Source organism: Bacillus sp. L75 (assembly GCF_003676355.1).
GTDB classification, from domain to species: Bacteria; Bacillota; Bacilli; order Bacillales; family Bacillaceae; genus Bacillus; species Bacillus velezensis.
On sequence record NZ_ML064916.1, the window covers coordinates 19,890 to 37,654 of the forward strand.

General features: G+C 45.7%; 20 protein-coding genes and 2 tRNA genes. All 22 read right to left on the minus strand.

Annotation, left to right across the window (positions count from 1 at the left end):
- Window positions 1-191: 191 nt before the first annotated feature.
- Window positions 192-263 (minus strand) — tRNA-Glu (locus D5S11_RS17510).
- A gap of 7 nt (window positions 264-270) precedes the next feature.
- A tRNA-Met gene (locus D5S11_RS17515) sits at window positions 271-347 on the minus strand.
- A gap of 157 nt (window positions 348-504) precedes the next feature.
- Window positions 505-891, minus strand: a complete 387-nt coding sequence (locus tag D5S11_RS17520; protein ID WP_004264630.1) for a S1 domain-containing RNA-binding protein — start codon at window positions 889-891, stop codon at window positions 505-507.
- A gap of 80 nt (window positions 892-971) precedes the next feature.
- On the minus strand, window positions 972-1,349 hold the full coding sequence (gene divIC / locus D5S11_RS17525) for a cell division protein DivIC (protein WP_004264632.1): 378 nt from the start codon (window positions 1,347-1,349) through the stop codon (window positions 972-974).
- A 17-nt stretch (window positions 1,350-1,366) separates the two neighbouring features.
- Window positions 1,367-2,002, minus strand: a complete 636-nt coding sequence (gene yabQ / locus D5S11_RS17530) for a spore cortex biosynthesis protein YabQ (protein WP_007409935.1) — start codon at window positions 2,000-2,002, stop codon at window positions 1,367-1,369.
- Window positions 1,999-2,301 (minus strand): sporulation protein YabP, encoded by a 303-nt coding sequence (gene yabP, locus D5S11_RS17535; protein WP_004264638.1) that lies wholly within the window; start codon window positions 2,299-2,301, stop codon window positions 1,999-2,001. The genes yabQ and yabP overlap by 4 nt, the downstream gene beginning before the upstream one ends.
- Before the next feature lie 78 nt (window positions 2,302-2,379).
- Window positions 2,380-2,640: an RNA-binding S4 domain-containing protein gene (locus tag D5S11_RS17540; protein ID WP_007409934.1), complete on the minus strand. Its 261-nt coding sequence runs from the start codon at window positions 2,638-2,640 to the stop codon at window positions 2,380-2,382.
- 1 nt (window position 2,641) lies between these two features.
- A complete protein-coding gene (gene yabN / locus D5S11_RS17545; protein ID WP_007409933.1) occupies window positions 2,642-4,117 on the minus strand; it encodes a bifunctional methyltransferase/pyrophosphohydrolase YabN in 1,476 nt (491 codons plus the stop codon).
- Entirely contained in the window at window positions 4,107-5,687 is a 1,581-nt protein-coding gene (locus D5S11_RS17550; protein WP_108725194.1) for a putative polysaccharide biosynthesis protein, read from the minus strand. The genes yabN and D5S11_RS17550 overlap by 11 nt, the downstream gene beginning before the upstream one ends.
- Window positions 5,688-5,855: 168 nt before the next feature.
- Window positions 5,856-6,392: a stage V sporulation protein T gene (gene spoVT / locus D5S11_RS17555; RefSeq protein WP_004264646.1), complete on the minus strand. Its 537-nt coding sequence runs from the start codon at window positions 6,390-6,392 to the stop codon at window positions 5,856-5,858.
- A gap of 136 nt (window positions 6,393-6,528) precedes the next feature.
- Window positions 6,529-10,062, minus strand: coding sequence for a transcription-repair coupling factor (gene mfd, locus D5S11_RS17560; RefSeq protein WP_007409931.1), 3,534 nt, complete (start codon window positions 10,060-10,062; stop codon window positions 6,529-6,531).
- A 69-nt stretch (window positions 10,063-10,131) separates the two neighbouring features.
- Window positions 10,132-10,362, minus strand: a complete 231-nt coding sequence (gene fin / locus D5S11_RS17565) for an anti-sigma-F factor Fin (protein ID WP_004264650.1) — start codon at window positions 10,360-10,362, stop codon at window positions 10,132-10,134.
- 61 nt (window positions 10,363-10,423) lie between these two features.
- Entirely contained in the window at window positions 10,424-10,990 is a 567-nt protein-coding gene (gene pth / locus D5S11_RS17570; protein ID WP_108725195.1) for an aminoacyl-tRNA hydrolase, read from the minus strand.
- 84 nt (window positions 10,991-11,074) lie between these two features.
- Window positions 11,075-11,683 (minus strand): 50S ribosomal protein L25/general stress protein Ctc, encoded by a 609-nt coding sequence (locus tag D5S11_RS17575; RefSeq protein WP_108725196.1) that lies wholly within the window; start codon window positions 11,681-11,683, stop codon window positions 11,075-11,077.
- A gap of 84 nt (window positions 11,684-11,767) precedes the next feature.
- The gene (locus D5S11_RS17580; protein WP_007409928.1) at window positions 11,768-12,721 is read right to left on the minus strand and encodes a ribose-phosphate diphosphokinase; all 954 of its coding nucleotides are present in this window, start codon (window positions 12,719-12,721) and stop codon (window positions 11,768-11,770) included.
- Between the two features lie 21 nt (window positions 12,722-12,742).
- Window positions 12,743-14,113, minus strand: coding sequence for a bifunctional UDP-N-acetylglucosamine diphosphorylase/glucosamine-1-phosphate N-acetyltransferase GlmU (gene glmU, locus D5S11_RS17585; protein WP_004264658.1), 1,371 nt, complete (start codon window positions 14,111-14,113; stop codon window positions 12,743-12,745).
- A gap of 191 nt (window positions 14,114-14,304) precedes the next feature.
- Entirely contained in the window at window positions 14,305-14,598 is a 294-nt protein-coding gene (gene spoVG, locus D5S11_RS17590; RefSeq protein ID WP_004264660.1) for a septation regulator SpoVG, read from the minus strand.
- A gap of 195 nt (window positions 14,599-14,793) precedes the next feature.
- Window positions 14,794-15,174: a 2-iminobutanoate/2-iminopropanoate deaminase gene (ridA, locus tag D5S11_RS17595; RefSeq protein ID WP_004264663.1), complete on the minus strand. Its 381-nt coding sequence runs from the start codon at window positions 15,172-15,174 to the stop codon at window positions 14,794-14,796.
- Window positions 15,171-16,028 (minus strand): pur operon repressor, encoded by an 858-nt coding sequence (gene purR, locus D5S11_RS17600; protein ID WP_004264666.1) that lies wholly within the window; start codon window positions 16,026-16,028, stop codon window positions 15,171-15,173. The genes ridA and purR overlap by 4 nt, the downstream gene beginning before the upstream one ends.
- A gap of 55 nt (window positions 16,029-16,083) precedes the next feature.
- A complete protein-coding gene (ispE, locus tag D5S11_RS17605; protein WP_007409927.1) occupies window positions 16,084-16,953 on the minus strand; it encodes a 4-(cytidine 5'-diphospho)-2-C-methyl-D-erythritol kinase in 870 nt (289 codons plus the stop codon).
- Between the two features lie 143 nt (window positions 16,954-17,096).
- A complete protein-coding gene (locus D5S11_RS17610) occupies window positions 17,097-17,285 on the minus strand; it encodes a small, acid-soluble spore protein, alpha/beta type (protein WP_011996172.1) in 189 nt (62 codons plus the stop codon).
- Window positions 17,286-17,447: 162 nt separating this feature from the next.
- Window positions 17,448-17,708 carry a biofilm formation stimulator Veg gene (gene veg, locus D5S11_RS17615; protein WP_003218330.1) on the minus strand — a complete coding sequence of 87 codons (261 nt, stop codon included), beginning with the start codon at window positions 17,706-17,708 and terminating at the stop codon, window positions 17,448-17,450.
- Window positions 17,709-17,765: the final 57 nt, after the last annotated feature.

Below are 17,765 nucleotides of genomic sequence, written 5' to 3' on the forward strand. Positions count from 1 at the left end.
GTTTTATTCGTTGCTTGTCATTATAAATGAAAGCCCAGATAGGATTTTGTCAAAAGAAGGTAACAATTCCAAAGAACTCTTCGACGCTTTCTCCCTTGTTCCCCTTTCCTTTCGTATTTCCTCCGACATTTCTCAAAAAGTTGTCTAAATATGAAAAAATCGGCTTCTGCAACAGAAGCCGATTCGCTTGATGACCCGTACGGGATTCGAACCCGTGTTACCGCCGTGAAAGGGCGGTGTCTTAACCGCTTGACCAACGGGCCATATATATGGTAGCGGCGGAGGGGATCGAACCCCCGACCTCACGGGTATGAACCGTACGCTCTAGCCAGCTGAGCTACACCGCCATATAGGTGCTTATAAGCACAAGTTATATAATACAAAGGTTTCTTCATTCCGTCAACAGAAACTTTAAAGTTTTAATTTTCTGACTATATGGGTGAATACAAAAAAAGCACCCGCTGGGATAGACGGATGCTCCATGTATTTATAGAAAGCAGCAAGTTATCCTCTTCTTGCTCCGCGCCCTCCACGTTTTGATTCCGTGTTTCGTTTTAAAGATGATAAGCGGTCTTCGCTATCTTTAAGAAACTTGTTCATTTTCTGTTCAAAAGATTCTTTCGGACGGAAATCATTTCTAGGTCTGGCTTGCGGACGGTCTTTAGCTTTTTTAATTGATAAACCAATTTTCCCGTCTTTTTCAACGTTGATGACTTTCACTTCAACTTGATCGCCGACTTTTAAATGCTCGTTAATGTCTTTAACATAATTATCGGCTACCTCACTGATATGAACGAGACCGGTTGAGCCTCCAGGCAATTCAACAAATGCTCCGAAATTTGTAATACCTGTTATTTTCCCTTGCAACTTGCTGCCAACTTCAATCGACATAAAAAAAGTGCTCCTCCTTAGGCTTATAAAAAGATCGTTTGTTTAATTATACCTAAATAAAAATTTAAGTGTCAACAAGGCTACTTGCTCTTCTTTTCTACATTGAAGAGAATCTCACCATTTCCTGACATAAACAAGTCTCTTCTGGCAAGCTCTGTGACGTAATCCTCATCCTTTAATTTGGAAATTTCATCTTTTAAATCAGCCTGTTTCGCGTTCAATTCTTTCACTTGTTTTTCCAGCTGAGCTTTCTTTTCTTCGTTTGCGCTAAGGGAAGAGGTCTGTGACCACAGAGAACCCGCTAAGACAATAGCCGTCAACAACACAAGGGCGCCGAATACGATCAACCGTCTGAAAAGCCCTTTCCGCCTTCTTTTCATAAGCTGGGATTGCCGTTCAACCTGCTCTTTATAGTCGTTTTGGATTTCAGTTATTGTACGTTCTCTAGATAGATTCAAACCAGACGGTCCTCCTTTCACCTTTTCAAAATACGTATCATGGTCGATCTGATTGTTATGATTAGTTTCTTGCTCTTTTGTAAAAATCCTGCACTTTTTTGAAAATATCGTTTGAAAGTAAGACGCCACTTTTCAGGAAGAAGTTTCAATAATTGTTTCAACAGGAAAAACAGCGGATACAGCAAAAACGTTACGATCTTAAAAAGACACTTCGCAAAAAAGGCACTCACCCGATAGGAGTATAAAGAAATAACCGTGATCAGCCCGATGAGCAGCTTAAAGAGCAGAAGCACCGGACGGAACAGCACGTGCTGAATGAGCTTTTTTGCGAATTGGTAAAGAGACACCGCAAGATGAATGGCAAATTTCAGTATTTTTATATACATTCGTTTAAACAGGCTTTGGTACGTCGCAATCCCCAGTAAGACAGCCAAGAAAATGTATACCCTGAGTTCCCCTTCATTCACGTTGAGCAGCACATAGAAAAACAGCAGACCTTGTACAATCCAAAAGAGAATGTCATGAATGAATAACAGCCATCTGGCCGTTTTGGCGCGGCTGACAAACAGCCTGTATGTATCAAGCGACGCTCCGAGCCAGGCGCCCATACCGGTCATTGCCAGCATCGTATAAAATTGGGTGGTCAGCGTCATTTAAACAACTTGCTAAAAAACCCTTTAGCTTTATCCCCTTGCTGCTCGTCTAAATATACAAGGTCAAACACCCTGCCTTTTATAGATACAATCCCTTTTTCCACATCAAGATTTTTCATCTGCAGGTTCTCGCCTCTGACGGAAAGCATTCCCATAACCGTTTCCAGCAAAAACTCTTCGTTGTCAAAACTTTCTACATGCTTGACGCCCGAAATGTCTAAATGCTTTCTCCCTTTCATCGTTACATCATGCTGTTCCGGAACAGAAGAAGAACCTTTTTGCTCATAATATGAATTCATCTATTCAGCCCCCATATCCTCGATACTTTTAGCATTATTACTGCATTGTATGAGACGGGAGCCTTGTTTAGAACAAGCCTATTCGCCGAGTTTTTCTTCCTTGACGATTGTATACATGCCCGCGGCTTCTTCTTTTTTCGTTGTTTCTTTCAATTCGTTTACCTTCACGGTGACAAGCTTCTGGCCGAAGCGGACCGTCAGTTCATCGCCGGCTTTTACGTCTGAGCTGGCTTTCGCCTGATTCCCGTTAACTGTGATTCTCCCTTGATCGGCGACCTCTTTCGCCAATGTGCGGCGTTTAATTAATCTGGATACTTTTAAAAACTTATCAAGTCTCATATCAGAATCTCCTCTCCATTTCTTTTGCTTCATCCCACAATTTGTCCATTTCCTCAAGTGACATTGCGGTCAATTCAAGTCCCTTTGCTGCCGCTTCTTTCTCAATATAAGCAAAGCGTCTGCGGAATTTGTCATTTGTCATGGCGAGCGCTTCCTCAGGCTCAATTTTATAGTATCGGCCGATATTGACCAATGCAAATAAAACATCGCCGAATTCAGCTTTTAAGCTGATTTCATCTGCTGATTCGGCGGAAGCCTCTGCAGAAAATTCCTTCAGCTCTTCATTTACTTTATCCCATATATCCTGAACGTCATCCCAGTCAAAGCCGGTTTTTGCGGCTTTTTTCTGAAGCTTGGCCGCTTTTGCAAGAGAAGGCAGTGTTTTCGGCACGGCATCCAGCAATGAAGTGGATGTTGTTTGCTTTTCCGCCTTTTTGATTTCTTCCCAGTTGGCGACGACATCATGTTCATCCTGAACCTTAACATCCTTAAACACATGCGGGTGCCGTCTGACCATCTTCGCACTGATGTCTCTGATGACATCATCAATTGAGAAATACCCCTCGTCTTCTCCGATCTGGGCGTGCAGCATAACCTGAAGCATGACGTCCCCGAGTTCTTCTATCATGTGATCCGTGTCCTCTTCGTCAATGGCCTCAAGCAGTTCGTAGCATTCCTCAATCATATATTTCTTTAATGACTGGTGTGTCTGCTTTTGATCCCACGGACAGCCGTTCGGCCCGCGAAGCTCGCGAATAATACTTCGGAATGCAGAAAATTCCTGGTAAAGGAGTTCTTCTTTTTTAATCGGCGGAACATACACGCTTGTTAAGTTATTTATTTCTACATTGCGGTCAAGCTCAAACAAAGGCACCTTGGTCATCTTTTCTCCCTTGCTTCCGGCTGCCGTGACGATGACCACTTCATAGTCGTCAGGCAATTTCTCCATAAGCGTCAGCTTCACCTCAGAGGCCGTCATTTGGTCATAAACCTGGCAAATGATCAGGTGATGGCGGAGTTCGAGCTCATCCGGCGTCATTGTTTGCGCATCCGTAAATTGAAACCCTTCAATCGGATCAATTCGCAATGCATTAAAAGTGGCATCCAAAAAGCTTTGCCCTCCGGCAGTATGAACAGCTACCTGTTGTTCTTCCCGGCGTTCAAATAACAGCTGAACGGTTTTCTCAGCGACAAACGGATGTCCGGGAACAGCGTAGACGACATCCTCTTGCTTCGCTTTTTCAAACAGAATGTCCGCGATCTCTTCATAGACCGCTTCAAACTGATCATGTTTTTCATAAATATCATCAAAATACCGGATGTCCGCTTCCGTCTCTTGCTCTAATTCCGGAATCAAAGGGTGGTCTTTCGTTCTTATATATAAATGCTTCGCCTGAGTCAGCAGCTTATGTATGCCCACTGTCAACTGATCCATGTCTCCGGCGCCGAGGCCGACGACCGTAATGTTACCTGCCATGTTTTTCTCTCCTCTTTTTCAATTTGCTTAAAGCACTGCCGAAAGGAAGGCCGCTCAGCTCTTCGTCCGTGAAAATCTTCATTCTTATCATACAATAAATAAACAATAGCCCTCCGATGACTGACGCAGACAGACTCTCACATACAGCTCCGGCCCTGCTGACGGGAACAAATAACTGCCATAGCTTCATATATACGAGCAGAAAGAAGACCATCAGCAGACTGCACCAGCACAGACGGGCAATCACGCCGCCGATATTCGTCAGCCAGCCCTTCGACCAAATTCTCCGGAGATTCAGGCACGCAACTGCGGCAAATGCCAAGACGGTCGCCAGTGCCGCTCCTCTAATACCCCAGCCGGGGACCAGCCAAACATTCAGCACCCATTTCAGCGCCCCTCCCGCCAAAACGGATACGGCGGGGAAAACGGTATGTCCCGCTCCTTGCAGAATCGCGGCTGCTGTAAGCGCAATCGAGGCAAAAAAGATAGATAAGCTGAATATTTGTAAGGTCTGCGTCCCCTCACTGTTTTGGAAAAGCATGATATTCACCGGCTCTAAAATGCAAAAAAGCCCGGCTGATGCACCGATCCCTACCGCAAGGCAGAGCTTGACGGCTGATGTCGCTTTCTCTTTTATGATAAACGGCTTATTCTCATGCACCGCTTTTGAAATTGAAGGAACCAATGACGCGGCGATACTGACGGCAAACACGGTTCCCAGCTGAAGGAGCGGCTGTCCGCGGTCATATATGCCTTTCAGCTGTTTCGCGGCATGGCTCTCCGTCCCGTCTGAAAGCAGTGAATATAAGTTTAAGGCGTCTACAAGCTGAATCAAAAGCATGAGTACACTGCTGATACAGATGGTGACTGAATAAAGCAGCAGCTTTTTTACAATGACGGCCGTTGCGATATGTCCGCCGTCTTTCTTGGTTTCTTCCCGCTTATACCAGAAAACAGCCAATACACAAAGGGCTGCCAAGCTTCCGGCAATTGATCCCGAGGCCGCCCCCGCACCAGCGGCGTATAATGAACGGCCGCTTTTCAAAAGCCAGAAGGATAAACCGAGAAGCACCGCCACGCGAAGAAGCTGTTCCGTAATCTGGGATAAGGCTGACGGCATCATATCATGCACGCCTTGGAAATACCCCCGGAAAACCGCCGTAAACGGAAACAGTATGAAAGCGAACGCCGCGACCCTTATCAGCATCACAAGGCGGGCGTCACCCATAAAACCGGCCAACGGCGCCGCGCCGACATACATGAGCGCAAACAGAACAAGTCCGGCCGCCGTGACATAAAGGGCGGAAATTTTCAGTATTTTTTGTTTCTGATCGCTATAATCGTTCATTAATTTTGAGATGATAACCGGAAAACCGGATGTTGACAGCATGACCGCGATCCCTAAAAACGGATACACCTGCTGATAAATGTAAAATCCGACGTCACCGACAATATTCTGAAAAGGAACCCTGTACACGGCGCTTAATATCTTCGTTACGATACCCGCAACGACGAGCACAAAAGCACCTTTCCATGCCGATTGCCGCTTGGCGCCAACTGAATCGTTCATCCAAAAGCTCCTTCCAGCCGCTAGAAAATCACGTCTATAAAACGAGCTTATTATATCACAATCCTAACGGCCGAACCGATAGAGAGCACATATGAATATGAAAAAGAACAGCACTTGTATAAGAGCTGCTCTTTCTCCGTTTTCTTATTTCAATAATGGTAATAAGACCTACTGCTCCATTTGTCTCGCCAAAAAACTGGCTGCCGTTTCTACCGCTTTATGTTCTACTTCTCCAAGTGCCTGTTCCTTGGAAAAGATGACCACGGCACCGATAGGATCGCCATTTGCCACGATCGGAGCTATTGTATAGGAGCTCATATCTTCATCAATGTCATTAACAAGCTGCGCGGACTTCACGTCGTTTTCTACCACTGAGCTGCGCTGATCCATCGTTTTTTCGAGCAAATCGCTGATGGCTTTGTTCAGAAATTCTTTTTTCGAACTGCCTGAAACGGCAATATACGCGTCACGGTCGCAAATCAAGACGGAATGGCCGAGACTGTCATACAAAGCATCTGCATATTCCTTCGCAAAATCGCCAAGCTCACTGATAGGAGAATACTTTTTCAATATAACTTCTCCGTCGCGGTCAACGAATATTTCAAGCGGGTCTCCTTCCCTGATTCGCAGAGTTCTCCGAATTTCTTTAGGAATGACGACCCGTCCTAGATCATCAATACGACGTACGATACCTGTAGCTTTCATCTCTCTGGTGCCTCTCTTTCATGTGATGATATTTAAGGGAAAGTACTAAAGCTCTTTACTTTATGTAGCTTCCGCCACTCGCTTGAAATTAGTATCCGTCACATCAAATGTAATATACACCAGAGAGTAACAATTTTTATGAAGACGCGATTGTTTCTTTCTTCACATCCTGAAGGCCTTTCAGCATGCCGAGCACGGTCTCCAGCCACTCTTCCGTTTTGCGGCCTTTCGTCTGTACTGAGATTTTCAGCTTTTTCCCTTCCATTCCCAGTCCGATCTGCCGGCCGTATTTATTGCCGAGTTCGAACAATTTCTGACCGTCAATCTGTGCGCTGGCCTCTTCAGAAATGGTAAATCTGATCGCGTCTTTATCCTGCTTGATGAGTTCGACGCGTTCATATTTTCCGTATACCTTCATCTCAGCAACCGTAAACAGCCATTCAACCTCTTTAGGATAGCTGCCGAACCTGTCGATGATTTCATCTTGAAGCTCATTTTTCTCCTCAATTGTGGCGATTGACCTGAAGCGTTTGTACATGTCGATTTTTTGCTTGCCGTCTTGTATATAGTTTTCAGGAATATACGCGTCAAGCTCGATATCAATTTCTGTCTCAAACTGTTCGCTTTTCGGAATATCGCCTTTCCGCTCTTCAATCGCTTCCTTGAGCATTTGCGAGTACAGGTCAAAACCGACTGAGTCGATAAAGCCGTGCTGCTGGGCGCCGAGAAGGTTCCCCGCTCCCCTGATCGTCAAGTCACGCATGGCGATTTTAAAGCCTGATCCCAGCTCGGTAAATTCTTTAATCGCCTGCAGCCGTTTTTCCGCCACCTCAGTGAGCACTTTGTCTCTGCGGTACGTAAAATACGCGTAAGCGACGCGGTTGGAACGGCCGACCCGTCCTCTCAGCTGATACAGCTGAGACAGCCCCATTTTGTCTCCGTCGAACACAATCAAGGTATTGACATTTGGTATATCTACGCCTGTCTCAATAATAGTCGTGCTGACAAGGACGTCTGATTCCCCTTCCAGAAAATTGAGCATGACGCTTTCCAATTCATTTTCGGTCATTTTTCCGTGGGCATATGCCACTTTCGCATCGGGAACAAGCATGGAAATTTCATCAGCCTTCCGCTCGATGTCATCCACGCGGTTGTACAAGAAATATACCTGTCCTCCGCGCGCCAGTTCTCTTTCGATGGCTTCCCGCACAAGCGCGCCGTTGTATTCCACGACATATGTCTGAACAGGGAAACGGTTTTCCGGCGGCGTTTCAATAACAGATAAGTCCCGCACACCGAGCATGGACATATGAAGCGTGCGCGGTATCGGCGTCGCTGTAAGAGTCAGCACATCGACATTGGCTTTGATCTGTTTGATTTTTTCCTTATGCGTTACGCCGAAGCGCTGCTCTTCATCAATGATGAGCAAGCCGAGATCTTTATAGACGACGTCTTTAGATAAGAGCCTGTGGGTTCCGATTACGATGTCTACCGTTCCGTTTTTCAGACCTTTAATCGTTTCATTGGATTCTTTTCTCGTTCTGAATCGGCTGAGAAGACCGATGTTAATCGGATAGTCCTGGAAACGCTCCATAATAGTTTCATAATGCTGCTGCGCGAGTATCGTCGTCGGCACAAGAAGCGCGACCTGCTTTCCGTCGGCGATCGCTTTAAAGGCCGCTCGGATGGCTACCTCCGTCTTCCCGTAACCGACATCACCGCAAAGCAAACGGTCCATCGGGCGCTCTCTTTCCATGTCCTTTTTAATCTCCTGAATGGAACGGAGCTGGTCCTCTGTTTCCTGATAAGGGAAAGCAGATTCGAACTGCCGCTGCATTTCATGATCCGGCGAGAACGCATAGCCCTTGCTTGCTTCCCGTTCCGCATAAAGCTTAATCAGATCATCGGCAATATCCTGAACGGAGTTTTCAACTTTTTTCTTCACCCGTTTCCATTCACTGCCGCCCAGTTTATAAAGCTTCGGTTCTTTTCCTTCAGAGCCGACGTACTTCTGCACCTGGTCGATTTGTTCTACAGGGACGTACAGCTTATCGCTGCCCTGATAATGAATGTTGAGGTAATCTTTATGAATGCCTTTGATTTCTAGTGTTTCGATCCCCAAATACTTACCGATCCCGTGGTTGACGTGGACGACATAGTCGCCGACCTGAAGCTCGGAATAGCTTTTGATCCGTTCGGCATTTGTCAGCTTCTGCTTTCTCGGCTTTTTCTTGATTCGGTTTTTGAACAGCTCTTCCTCCGTAATGACGGCCAGCTTCATCAGCGGCAGTTCAAAACCGGATTGCAGCTCGCCTTCCATGACATAGACCTGTCCTTGCACAAGCGCTTTGGAGCTGTCCGTTTTTGCGGCTTCAATTTCGTAATCGGCCAGCACGGATGCCAATCTGTCGGTTCTGTCCTTATTTGCGCCTAAAAAGACAACGGTGAAGTTTGATTTCTTAAAGCGCTCCATTTCACCTGCGAGCACATTCATCTGCCCGTGAAAACTCTGCATCTGCCGGCTTGTCACATTCACGATATTCTGAGGGCTTGTATGCTGGACATGACGCAAAAATAATGAATAATAAATAGCCGGGCGCCGCTTTTCGCTCATAAGCTCCTGAAAGCTGAAGGATAAATGAATGTCATGCAGAATTTTCCCTTCCTCGAGCAGACTTGTCATAAATTCGGCCTCTTCTTTTTGCAGCTGATCCTCCATTTCATGAATGCGGCTGACCTCGTCTAACAGTAACAACGTGTCTGCCGGTGTATAATCTAGCAAACTAGCAGGTTTTTCGTAAAAGTACGAGAGATACTTCACAAGTTCCTGATCAGTCTGTCCCGTTGATAACCGTTCTTTATCATGTGAGATATTGATATGAAGCATTTCCTTTTGTTTGTCCTGCTTCAGCTTTTTCAGACTGTCGGCAAGCCCTTTATCGAGCCTTTCCATCGCCCGGGCTTTTTCTTCCGCCCTGATGATCAATTCCTTCGCCGGTCCGATCGCCACATGTTTGAGCGTCTCAATTGATCTCTGGTCATCAGAATTGAAGCTTCTGATGGAATCGACCTCCGTATCAAACAGTTCAATTCGCACCGGATGCTCCGACGTCAGCGGATAAATGTCGATAATTCCGCCGCGAATACTGAATTCACCGGGTGCAGAAACCATATCGGAACGCTCATACCCCACCTCTACAAGGCGCGCGGACAGCTGATCCGGTTCTATTTCGTCTCCGAGTGAAATGACGAGCTGGCTGCTTTTCCACAGCTCCTTCGGCGGAAGCATTCTTCTCACTGCCGCAACGGGCGCCACAACGACCGGCGCTTCTCCGTTTGTTAATCTATTAATGACATCAAGCCGCTGAGCACGCAGTTCAGGGCTCGCTACCGCAATTTCTGAAGAAATCAATTCATTCACGGGGTATAAAAAAACAGATTGATCCCCGAGAAGCGCCGTCAGATCTTCCGTCACTTTTTGGGCCTGATATAAATTATGGGTGATAAAGAAAATCGGCCTTTTCGTTTCCTGTGCAAGGGCAGAGGTAAAAACAGAACGCGCGGAACCTGACAGACCCGCAAGCAGCTGTTCCTTCAGCCCCTCATGTAAACCGTTGACAATGGATTTAAAATCATCGCTTTCTTTAATAAAGGTTTGAATGTTGTCCATATGGGCCCTCCTCTCTATTTTCTGCAAGAACAGAAAAACGCTTTGGTCTAGAATCTACACCAAAGCTTCTTATTGAATAAATGTGTTGTGTTCATGGTAGTGCGGATTGCGCTCCAGCGCCTCTTGGCAGTCTTCACAAATTGTAAGAACATGGACATCTCCATTGTCTTTATATGAAATCATATCGTTTCTTTCCTCATTTGTTAAGTGCTGAAATCCAAGTGACTGTGTCGGCACCGTCGAATATTCCAGGCTCCCTACCTTAAAGCCGCAGTGGCGGCAGAAATAATGCAAAGCCATACGTTGGACCTCCTGATGTGAAAAAATCATTTTTCCCTAGTATGGTCTCCCATTATTTATCTTATACATTTGCATTAAATTCGTTCATGACTTCTAAAAATGGTTTCGTTAAGGAAGCTTCGCAGGCTTTTACGGTTTTTGTGACGGCATCATTGATATGCGGCGCTTCTTCCTTCGTAAAAGCTCCCAGTACATAGTCAACGACTTTCATTCCGTTGACGGGGCGGCCGATTCCGATTCTGACCCGGTCAAATTCAGGGGTTCCGAGGTGCTGTATAAGCGATTTAATTCCGTTATGTCCGCCTGCGCTCCCCTTCGTCCGGAGCCTGATTTTTCCCGTCGGAAGATCAAGGTCATCGTATATGACTTTCAGATCTTCATGATCGGCATCATAATAATCCAGTAGCGGCCGCAAACATTCCCCTGATAAATTCATATATGTAAGCGGTTTAACAAGTAGAACTTTTTTTCCGGAAACAAACCCGATTCCGTAAAGTCCGTTGAATTTCGTTTTATTCAATTCAATATTCCATTCTTTAGAAAGCTCGTCAATGGCCATAAAGCCGACATTATGTCTCGTGTTCTCATAGGTTTTCCCGGGGTTACCGAGACCGGCAATCACAAGCATCGTAAATCCTCCCTCAACATCGCTGTAATTCTTCTCATTCTAGCACAAAAGACGTAACCTCGGGCGGGTTACGTCTTAAAGCGCTTATTGATTTTCTCCTTCGGGCTCTTCCCCAGGAGACGGTTCTGCATCTTCTTCGAATGCTTCCTGCTTAGGAGGAAGGATGGAAGCCACGACTTCTTCCGGATCGTTTGTAAATGTATAATTGCCGTCAGCAGTCAGATTTGCGATGGTCAGCACATCATTCATTTCAAGCCCGGAAATATCAACATTGATTGTCTGAGGGATGTCCTTCGGCTTAGCCTTAATCGAAAGCTCATGCAGCGGCTGCTGGATGACGCCTCCGTCTTTGACTCCCTTCGCCTCTCCCGTCAGCTGAATCGGCACCTCGGCCTCCAGCTCCTCACTCATATTCACGACTTGAAAATCGGCGTGCGTCAATTCGTTTTTGAGCGGGTCTGTCTGAAGATCAGTCACCATAACCGATTGCTGATTTCCGTTGACATCAATTGTGATAATCGTGTTTTTTCCTTCGTCCCGCAATGTTTTAAGCAATTCAACACTGTCTAAAGAGACAGGCGTGTTCGTTATTTCTTTACCGTATATAATCCCTGGAACATGTCCTGAATGACGGATTTTCCGAAGCGTCGAACGTTTAAAATCTGTTCTTTCATTTGCTTTTAAAGTTGCCATATTCAGCACCATCCTAATTATCGTTTTATCGTCCTATTAGAACAATACCCACAATAACTGGGATTTAAACCTTAAAGTTTCGGTTTAGCTGAATAAATAGCTGACAGATTGTTTCTCGTGAACGCGGATAATCGCTTCAGCCAGAAGCGGTCCGACAGAAAGCTGCTTAAAGCGTTCGATTTTTTTCTCATCAGGAAGCTTAATGCTGTTCGTTACGACAAGCTCCTTGATTTTAGAGTTATTGATCCGCTCAACGGCAGGACCTGACAGTACAGGGTGCGTACAGCATGCATACACTTCTGCAGCTCCGTTTTCAACCAGCGCGTTAGCGGCAAGTGTGATTGTGCCGGCCGTATCAATAATATCATCGATCAGAATCGCTGTTTTACCTTCCACGTTACCGACGATGTTCATCACTTCTACCTCATTCGGTCTAGGACGGCGTTTGTCGATAATCGCGATCGGCGCTTTCAGACGGTCCGCAAGTTTGCGGGCGCGCGTCACACCGCCGTGGTCAGGAGAAACAATGACGATATCTTTCAAGTCTTTACCTTCAAAGTAATGGCCTAAAATCGGAACACCCATTAAGTGGTCAATCGGAATATCAAAGAAACCTTGAATTTGCGGCGCGTGTAAATCAAGCGCGATCACGCGTGTCGCACCCGCTGTTTCAAGCAGGTTTGCAAAAAGTTTTGCCGTAATCGGTTCACGTGATCTTGCTTTTCTGTCCTGGCGCGCATAACCGTAGTACGGAATGACAATGTTGATTGTTTTCGCGGAAGCGCGCTTTAAAGCGTCAACCATAATCAGCAATTCCATGATGTGCTCGTTGACCGGCGCACTTGTAGACTGAATGATATAGCAATCACAGCCGCGAATACTTTCTTCTATGTTGATCTGGACCTCTCCGTCACTGAATCTTGTAACAGAGCACTTTCCTAATTGAACCCCTACATTATCCGCGATTTCTTTTGCAAGTTCTGGATTTGAATTCAAAGAAAAAATCTTTAAATTCTTATCTCCGTATTCGTTAGACATGGTAAACCTCCGATTTTAGGATTATTTTTTATGAATGTTTTTCACATAATCTTCTTTATTTACTTGTCTTGCTCTGGCAATGGCAAGCGCTTCGCCCGGCACATCTTCAGTTACGGTTGAACCCGCAGCGACGTACGCGCCTTCTCCCACTGTAACAGGAGCGACCAGATTGGAGTTGCAGCCAATAAAGGCGCCGTCTTCAATTTTGGTTAAATACTTTTTCTTCCCATCATAATTGACCGTGATGGAGCCGCAGCCCAGATTCACATCCGTGCCCACTTCGGCATCACCGATATAGCTTAAATGAGATGCTTTGCTTCGGTCGCCGAATTGTGTTTTCTTGATTTCAACAAAGTTTCCGATCTTCACTTCATTGCCGATTGCGGAATCGGGTCTGATGTGAGCAAAAGGACCGATATTTACATCATTCCCAACTTTGCTGCGATTGACAACGGATTGTTTAATCACAGTGCGGCTGCCGATTGAGCTGTCCTCTATCTCAGTGTGGGGGCCGATGACACATTCATCGCCGATTTCAGCTTGTCCCTTTAACACAGTTCCGGGATAAATAACTGTATCTTGTCCGATACGTGCGTCAGGTGAGATGTACGTATTCATCGGATCGATTAAAGTGACTCCGTTCTGCATATGCCGTTTGTTAATACGCTCTTTCATATACATTTCAGCCTGAGAAAGAGCGACTCTATCATTCACTCCGAGCGTCTCTTGGAAGTTACCAGTCTGGTAAGCGGCAACAGTTTCGCCTTCGTCTTTGAGGATTTCGATCACATCCGGCAGATAATACTCGCCTTGGGCATTTTCATTCGAAACCTGTTCGATGACACGAAAAAGAGCCTCGTTATCAAAACAGTACGTTCCCGTGTTAATTTCTTTCACAAGACGTTCTTGCTCCGAAGCATCCTTGTGCTCCACGATTTTTTGAACGGCGCCGTCTTCACTGCGGATGATTCTTCCGTATCCGGCGGGATCGTCGGCAACGGCCGTTAACACCGTGGCTTTTGCACCTTTGTCTGTATGTTCATTCAGCATGGCTTCCATCGTCTCCGCCGTCAGAAGCGGTGTATCGCCGCAAATAACGATCGTGACACCCTTTTCTCCGTGAAGAAATGGTTTTGCCTGTTTGACCGCATGAGCCGTACCGAGCTGTTCTGCTTGGAGAGCGTAATCGCTTTTCTGTCCGAGCTGCTTCTTCACATCTTCGGCGCCGTGTCCTACGATGGTGACAAGCTTCGCTAAAGATAATTTCAGAGCTTCGTCTGCGACGTGCTCTACCATAGGCTTTCCGCATACCGGATGAAGGACCTTGTAAAGCTTCGATTTCATTCTCGTTCCTTTTCCGGCAGCTAAAATCACTGCAAACCGCTTATCCATTTAATGGCCTCCAATATCCCTTTTATCCATAGAAAAATATATCCTAAATAGCTGTTGATTTCAAGAAGACATCAAAAAGTGCAAGAATTTTCTATGTAATCGCTTTATTACTGAAAAATCAGATTTAAAAAAGGACTGCCGGAAAAGGCCTTGTGTCAGCCTTTATCAGCAGTCCTTACATTTTGTTATGTTTAAGAAGCCCCGGCTTCTTCATATTCTAATGCTTCAGAATCACCCAAACGATGATACTCATTTAAAACAGCATCCTGGATCTTGCCCCGCGTGCTGGAATTAATAGGATGAGCAATATCGCGGAATTCTCCATCAGGGGTGCGTTTACTCGGCATCGCAACGAAAAGACCATTGTTTCCATCAATCACACGAATATCATGTACGACAAATTCGTGATCCAGCGTGATGGATGCAATCGCTCTCATGCGACCATCGGTATTCACGCGGCGTAATCTTACGTCAGTAACTTCCACAGTAGTTCACCACCTTTTCCCTATATAAAAGCATTAGTCTAACAATTCCACGATTCTTTTTAAATTCCTGCACGTTTCAAAAAGTTTTTTTGAAAATATAGGATATACATACACAATTAGGTGATAAACCATATTTGGGGATCATATACTGCATAAAAAAAGTGATCCCGGAGACCGGAACCACTTTTCTGAGATTTAAGATTTCACCAGCGCAATGACTTCAATTTCCACGAGAGCGTCTTTCGGCAGTCTCGCCACTTCCACACAAGACCTTGCCGGCTTATGTACATCAAAGTATTGTCCGTACACTTCATTCACTTCCGCAAACTGCTCCATATCAGCAATAAACACCGTTGCTTTGACAACCGTCTCGAGAGAAGCGCCCGCTTCTTTCAGCACAGCTTTTAAATTGCTGAACACCTGATGCGTTTGTTCTGTGATATCACCGTTTACCATTTCTCCTTCAGCAGTAAGAGGAATCTGGCCTGAGCTGTAAAACATGTTGTTTACGATGATTCCCTGTGAATATGGCCCGATCGCTGCCGGCGCGTGTTTTGTATGGATTGCTTTTGTCATTTTTCTGTCTCCCCATTCTTTAAATGCTGTTCTTTAAAAAATCGCAGAAAATTGCCGTTTTGAATCTCAATCGTTTTGTCTTTCATATTGATGGTTGAAAGCGTGAGCAGTGACATGTATTCATCGACAAGCCGTTCGTTCACTCCCTCGGCTTCAACCAAGACGCCTATTCCCGCAACGTTTGCATTAAACTCATCAAGCAGGCTGATCATGCCGTTAATGGTGCCGCCGGCTTTCATAAAATCGTCAATAATCAAAACGTTCGAACCCGTAGCCAAACTTCTTTTCGCAAGCGACATCGTTTGAATGCGGTTAGATGACCCTGATACATAATTGATGCTCACCGTGGAGCCTTCCGTCACCTTATTGTCTTTTCGCACGATGACAACCGGAACGTTCAGATAACTGGCCGCTGCGTAAGCAAGAGGGATTCCTTTTGTCGCAACGGTCATCACCACATCAATCTCCCGCTCCGCAAAAACGGAAGCAAAAAGCCTGCCTACATGAGAGAGGACAGATGGTTTTCCTAAGATATCCGTTAAATATACATAACCGCCCGGAAGGATACGCTCAGGATTTACTAAAGACTGTCCCAGCTCCTGTATAAACGCTTCTGCTTCAGCCTGTTTCACTTTCGGAATGTATTTGACGCCTCCGGCAGCTCCCGGCACTGTAAGCAGCGTCCCAATGCCTTGCTGTTCAAAGGTCTGTTTAATAATCGTTAAATCTTCACTGATTGATGACTTTGCTGATTGATACCGTTCTGAGAAAAACGTTAACGGTATTAATTCATGCGGATGGGTTAACAAATAATTTGTTAAGTCCACCAATCTGCCGCTGCGACGAAACTTCATGAACTTACCCCCAAAATCCGAATAATTTAAAAATAATATAACTTAACATACGGATTTAATCAAGAGCATTCTGTTCGCCGATCATCCGCACCGCGTACACTTGATCACAGAAACCTCTTAACCCGTTATAAATCCGCTGCACCTTCGATTCGTATTGAACCAAACCGAATACAGTCGGTCCGCTTCCGCTCATTAACACCGCATCAGCGCCGAAGCGTTTCATTTGATTTTTAATCATCGCCACCTCGGGATGGAGGCTGAGCGTAACCGACTCCAATACGTTTCCTAATTGTCCGCATACCTTTTGGAAGCTTTTTTCTTCAATCGCGTCAATCATCGCCTGCACATCGGGATGCCGAACCTGCTGTAAGTTCAGCCGGCGGTACACTTCGGCAGTCGATACCCCGATCGTCGGTTTGGCGAGCACGACCCAGCAATGAGGCGGAGCACTGATGTGCCTGATCTTCTCACCGCGTCCGGTTGCCAGAGCAGTGCCCCCGTATACACAGAAGGACACGTCTGAACCGATTTCAGCTCCAAGCTCCGCGAGCTCTTCGACAGAAAGCTTTAAATCCCAAAGCCTGTTCAGCCCTCTGAGCGTGGCTGCCGCATCGCTGCTTCCGCCGGCAAGCCCTGCCGCTACAGGGATCACTTTTGTAATCATAATGGAAACGCCTTTTTTGACTTGAAATCGTTCTTTAAGCAGTTTGGCTGCCTGATAAGCCAGATTCCTTTGATCATCCGGAACAAAGCGATTATGCGACGCCACTCTGATAACGTTTTCGGGCAGTTCTGTCAGTTCAATCCGATCTGCCAAATCAATTGTCGTCATGATCATCTCCACTTCGTGATAACCATCCGGGCGTTTACTCGTCACATCGAGGGACAGATTGATTTTGGCCGGCGCTTTTTCTAAAATACGCATAGCTTTCACCTACTTCTCCATCTAAACATAAGTATGAACATTGTATCACATTTGGAGACCCGGAGGTACTTATCCGAAATTGAAGCCGGTTTTGACAGCCGATAGAAAAAACCGGGGAACGGATTGTCCCCCGGGCCACTGCATTATCGGTTATTTTGGTTCTGAGCCGCCATCTGCTGTTCGGCAATCTCAATCGCGCGCTTTACCATATTCCCGGCGTCACGCGCCCGAATGCCTCCCCAGCCCTCGTTTTTCACCGTATCGTAAAAACCAAGGTCCTTCGCCAGCTCATATTTGAACTCATCTGACATAACTCCACGACGTCTGCCCAAACGAAACAACCCCTTTTATAGAATTGATCACCATTCGTGCACGCCACGATAAAACATGTGACACTTATAGCTTCCGTTTAATCGGCTGAAACTTTCGAGGGAATAATTAGAAGAGCTTTAGAAGGCAAAACAAAAAGCAGTAAACAAAAGGTTCACTGCCCATTAAAATGCTACTGAGCTTGCCGCATCGTCATTGAATGTCAATTCAACAGTCTCAGTCAGAATATCAGCATAACTGTATGAAACTCTTTCAAACGAATTCTCGTCTTGATCTAGTTGTATCACAAAAACAGAAGGGTACGTCTCAGCTAAAATGCCCGAACGCTCAATCGTTTTTCGGCGGCCGCCGTTTGCTTTTAACGTAAGCCGTTTACCTAAATTCCCATCAAGCGATCTTTTTATATCGGACAACGTCTTCGCCATTGCATCCACCTCACTACATTTATTGTACAACAAGAGCCCAATTTTGTCAAATAAAAT

Bases quoted from the DNA above. Each gene is read 5' to 3' on its own strand.
- D5S11_RS17520 (WP_004264630.1), bottom strand. From the start codon at position 891: ATGTCGATTGAAGTTGGCAGCAAGTTGCAAGGGAAAATAACAGGTATT.
- yabQ (WP_007409935.1), bottom strand. From the start codon at position 2,002: ATGACGCTGACCACCCAATTTTATACGATGCTGGCAATGACCGGTATG.
- yabP (WP_004264638.1), bottom strand. From the start codon at position 2,301: ATGAATTCATATTATGAGCAAAAAGGTTCTTCTTCTGTTCCGGAACAG.
- D5S11_RS17540 (WP_007409934.1), bottom strand. From the start codon at position 2,640: ATGAGACTTGATAAGTTTTTAAAAGTATCCAGATTAATTAAACGCCGC.
- yabN (WP_007409933.1), bottom strand. From the start codon at position 4,117: ATGGCAGGTAACATTACGGTCGTCGGCCTCGGCGCCGGAGACATGGAT.
- D5S11_RS17550 (WP_108725194.1), bottom strand. From the start codon at position 5,687: ATGAACGATTCAGTTGGCGCCAAGCGGCAATCGGCATGGAAAGGTGCT.
- spoVT (WP_004264646.1), bottom strand. From the start codon at position 6,392: ATGAAAGCTACAGGTATCGTACGTCGTATTGATGATCTAGGACGGGTC.
- mfd (WP_007409931.1), bottom strand. From the start codon at position 10,062: ATGGACAACATTCAAACCTTTATTAAAGAAAGCGATGATTTTAAATCC.
- fin (WP_004264650.1), bottom strand. From the start codon at position 10,362: ATGGCTTTGCATTATTTCTGCCGCCACTGCGGCTTTAAGGTAGGGAGC.
- pth (WP_108725195.1), bottom strand. From the start codon at position 10,990: ATGCTTGTGATTGCCGGTCTCGGTAACCCCGGGAAAACCTATGAGAAC.
- D5S11_RS17575 (WP_108725196.1), bottom strand. From the start codon at position 11,683: ATGGCAACTTTAAAAGCAAATGAAAGAACAGATTTTAAACGTTCGACG.
- D5S11_RS17580 (WP_007409928.1), bottom strand. From the start codon at position 12,721: ATGTCTAACGAATACGGAGATAAGAATTTAAAGATTTTTTCTTTGAAT.
- glmU (WP_004264658.1), bottom strand. From the start codon at position 14,113: ATGGATAAGCGGTTTGCAGTGATTTTAGCTGCCGGAAAAGGAACGAGA.
- ridA (WP_004264663.1), bottom strand. From the start codon at position 15,174: ATGACAAAAGCAATCCATACAAAACACGCGCCGGCAGCGATCGGGCCA.
- purR (WP_004264666.1), bottom strand. From the start codon at position 16,028: ATGAAGTTTCGTCGCAGCGGCAGATTGGTGGACTTAACAAATTATTTG.
- ispE (WP_007409927.1), bottom strand. From the start codon at position 16,953: ATGCGTATTTTAGAAAAAGCGCCGGCCAAAATCAATCTGTCCCTCGAT.
- veg (WP_003218330.1), bottom strand. From the start codon at position 17,708: ATGGCGAAGACGTTGTCCGATATAAAAAGATCGCTTGATGGGAATTTA.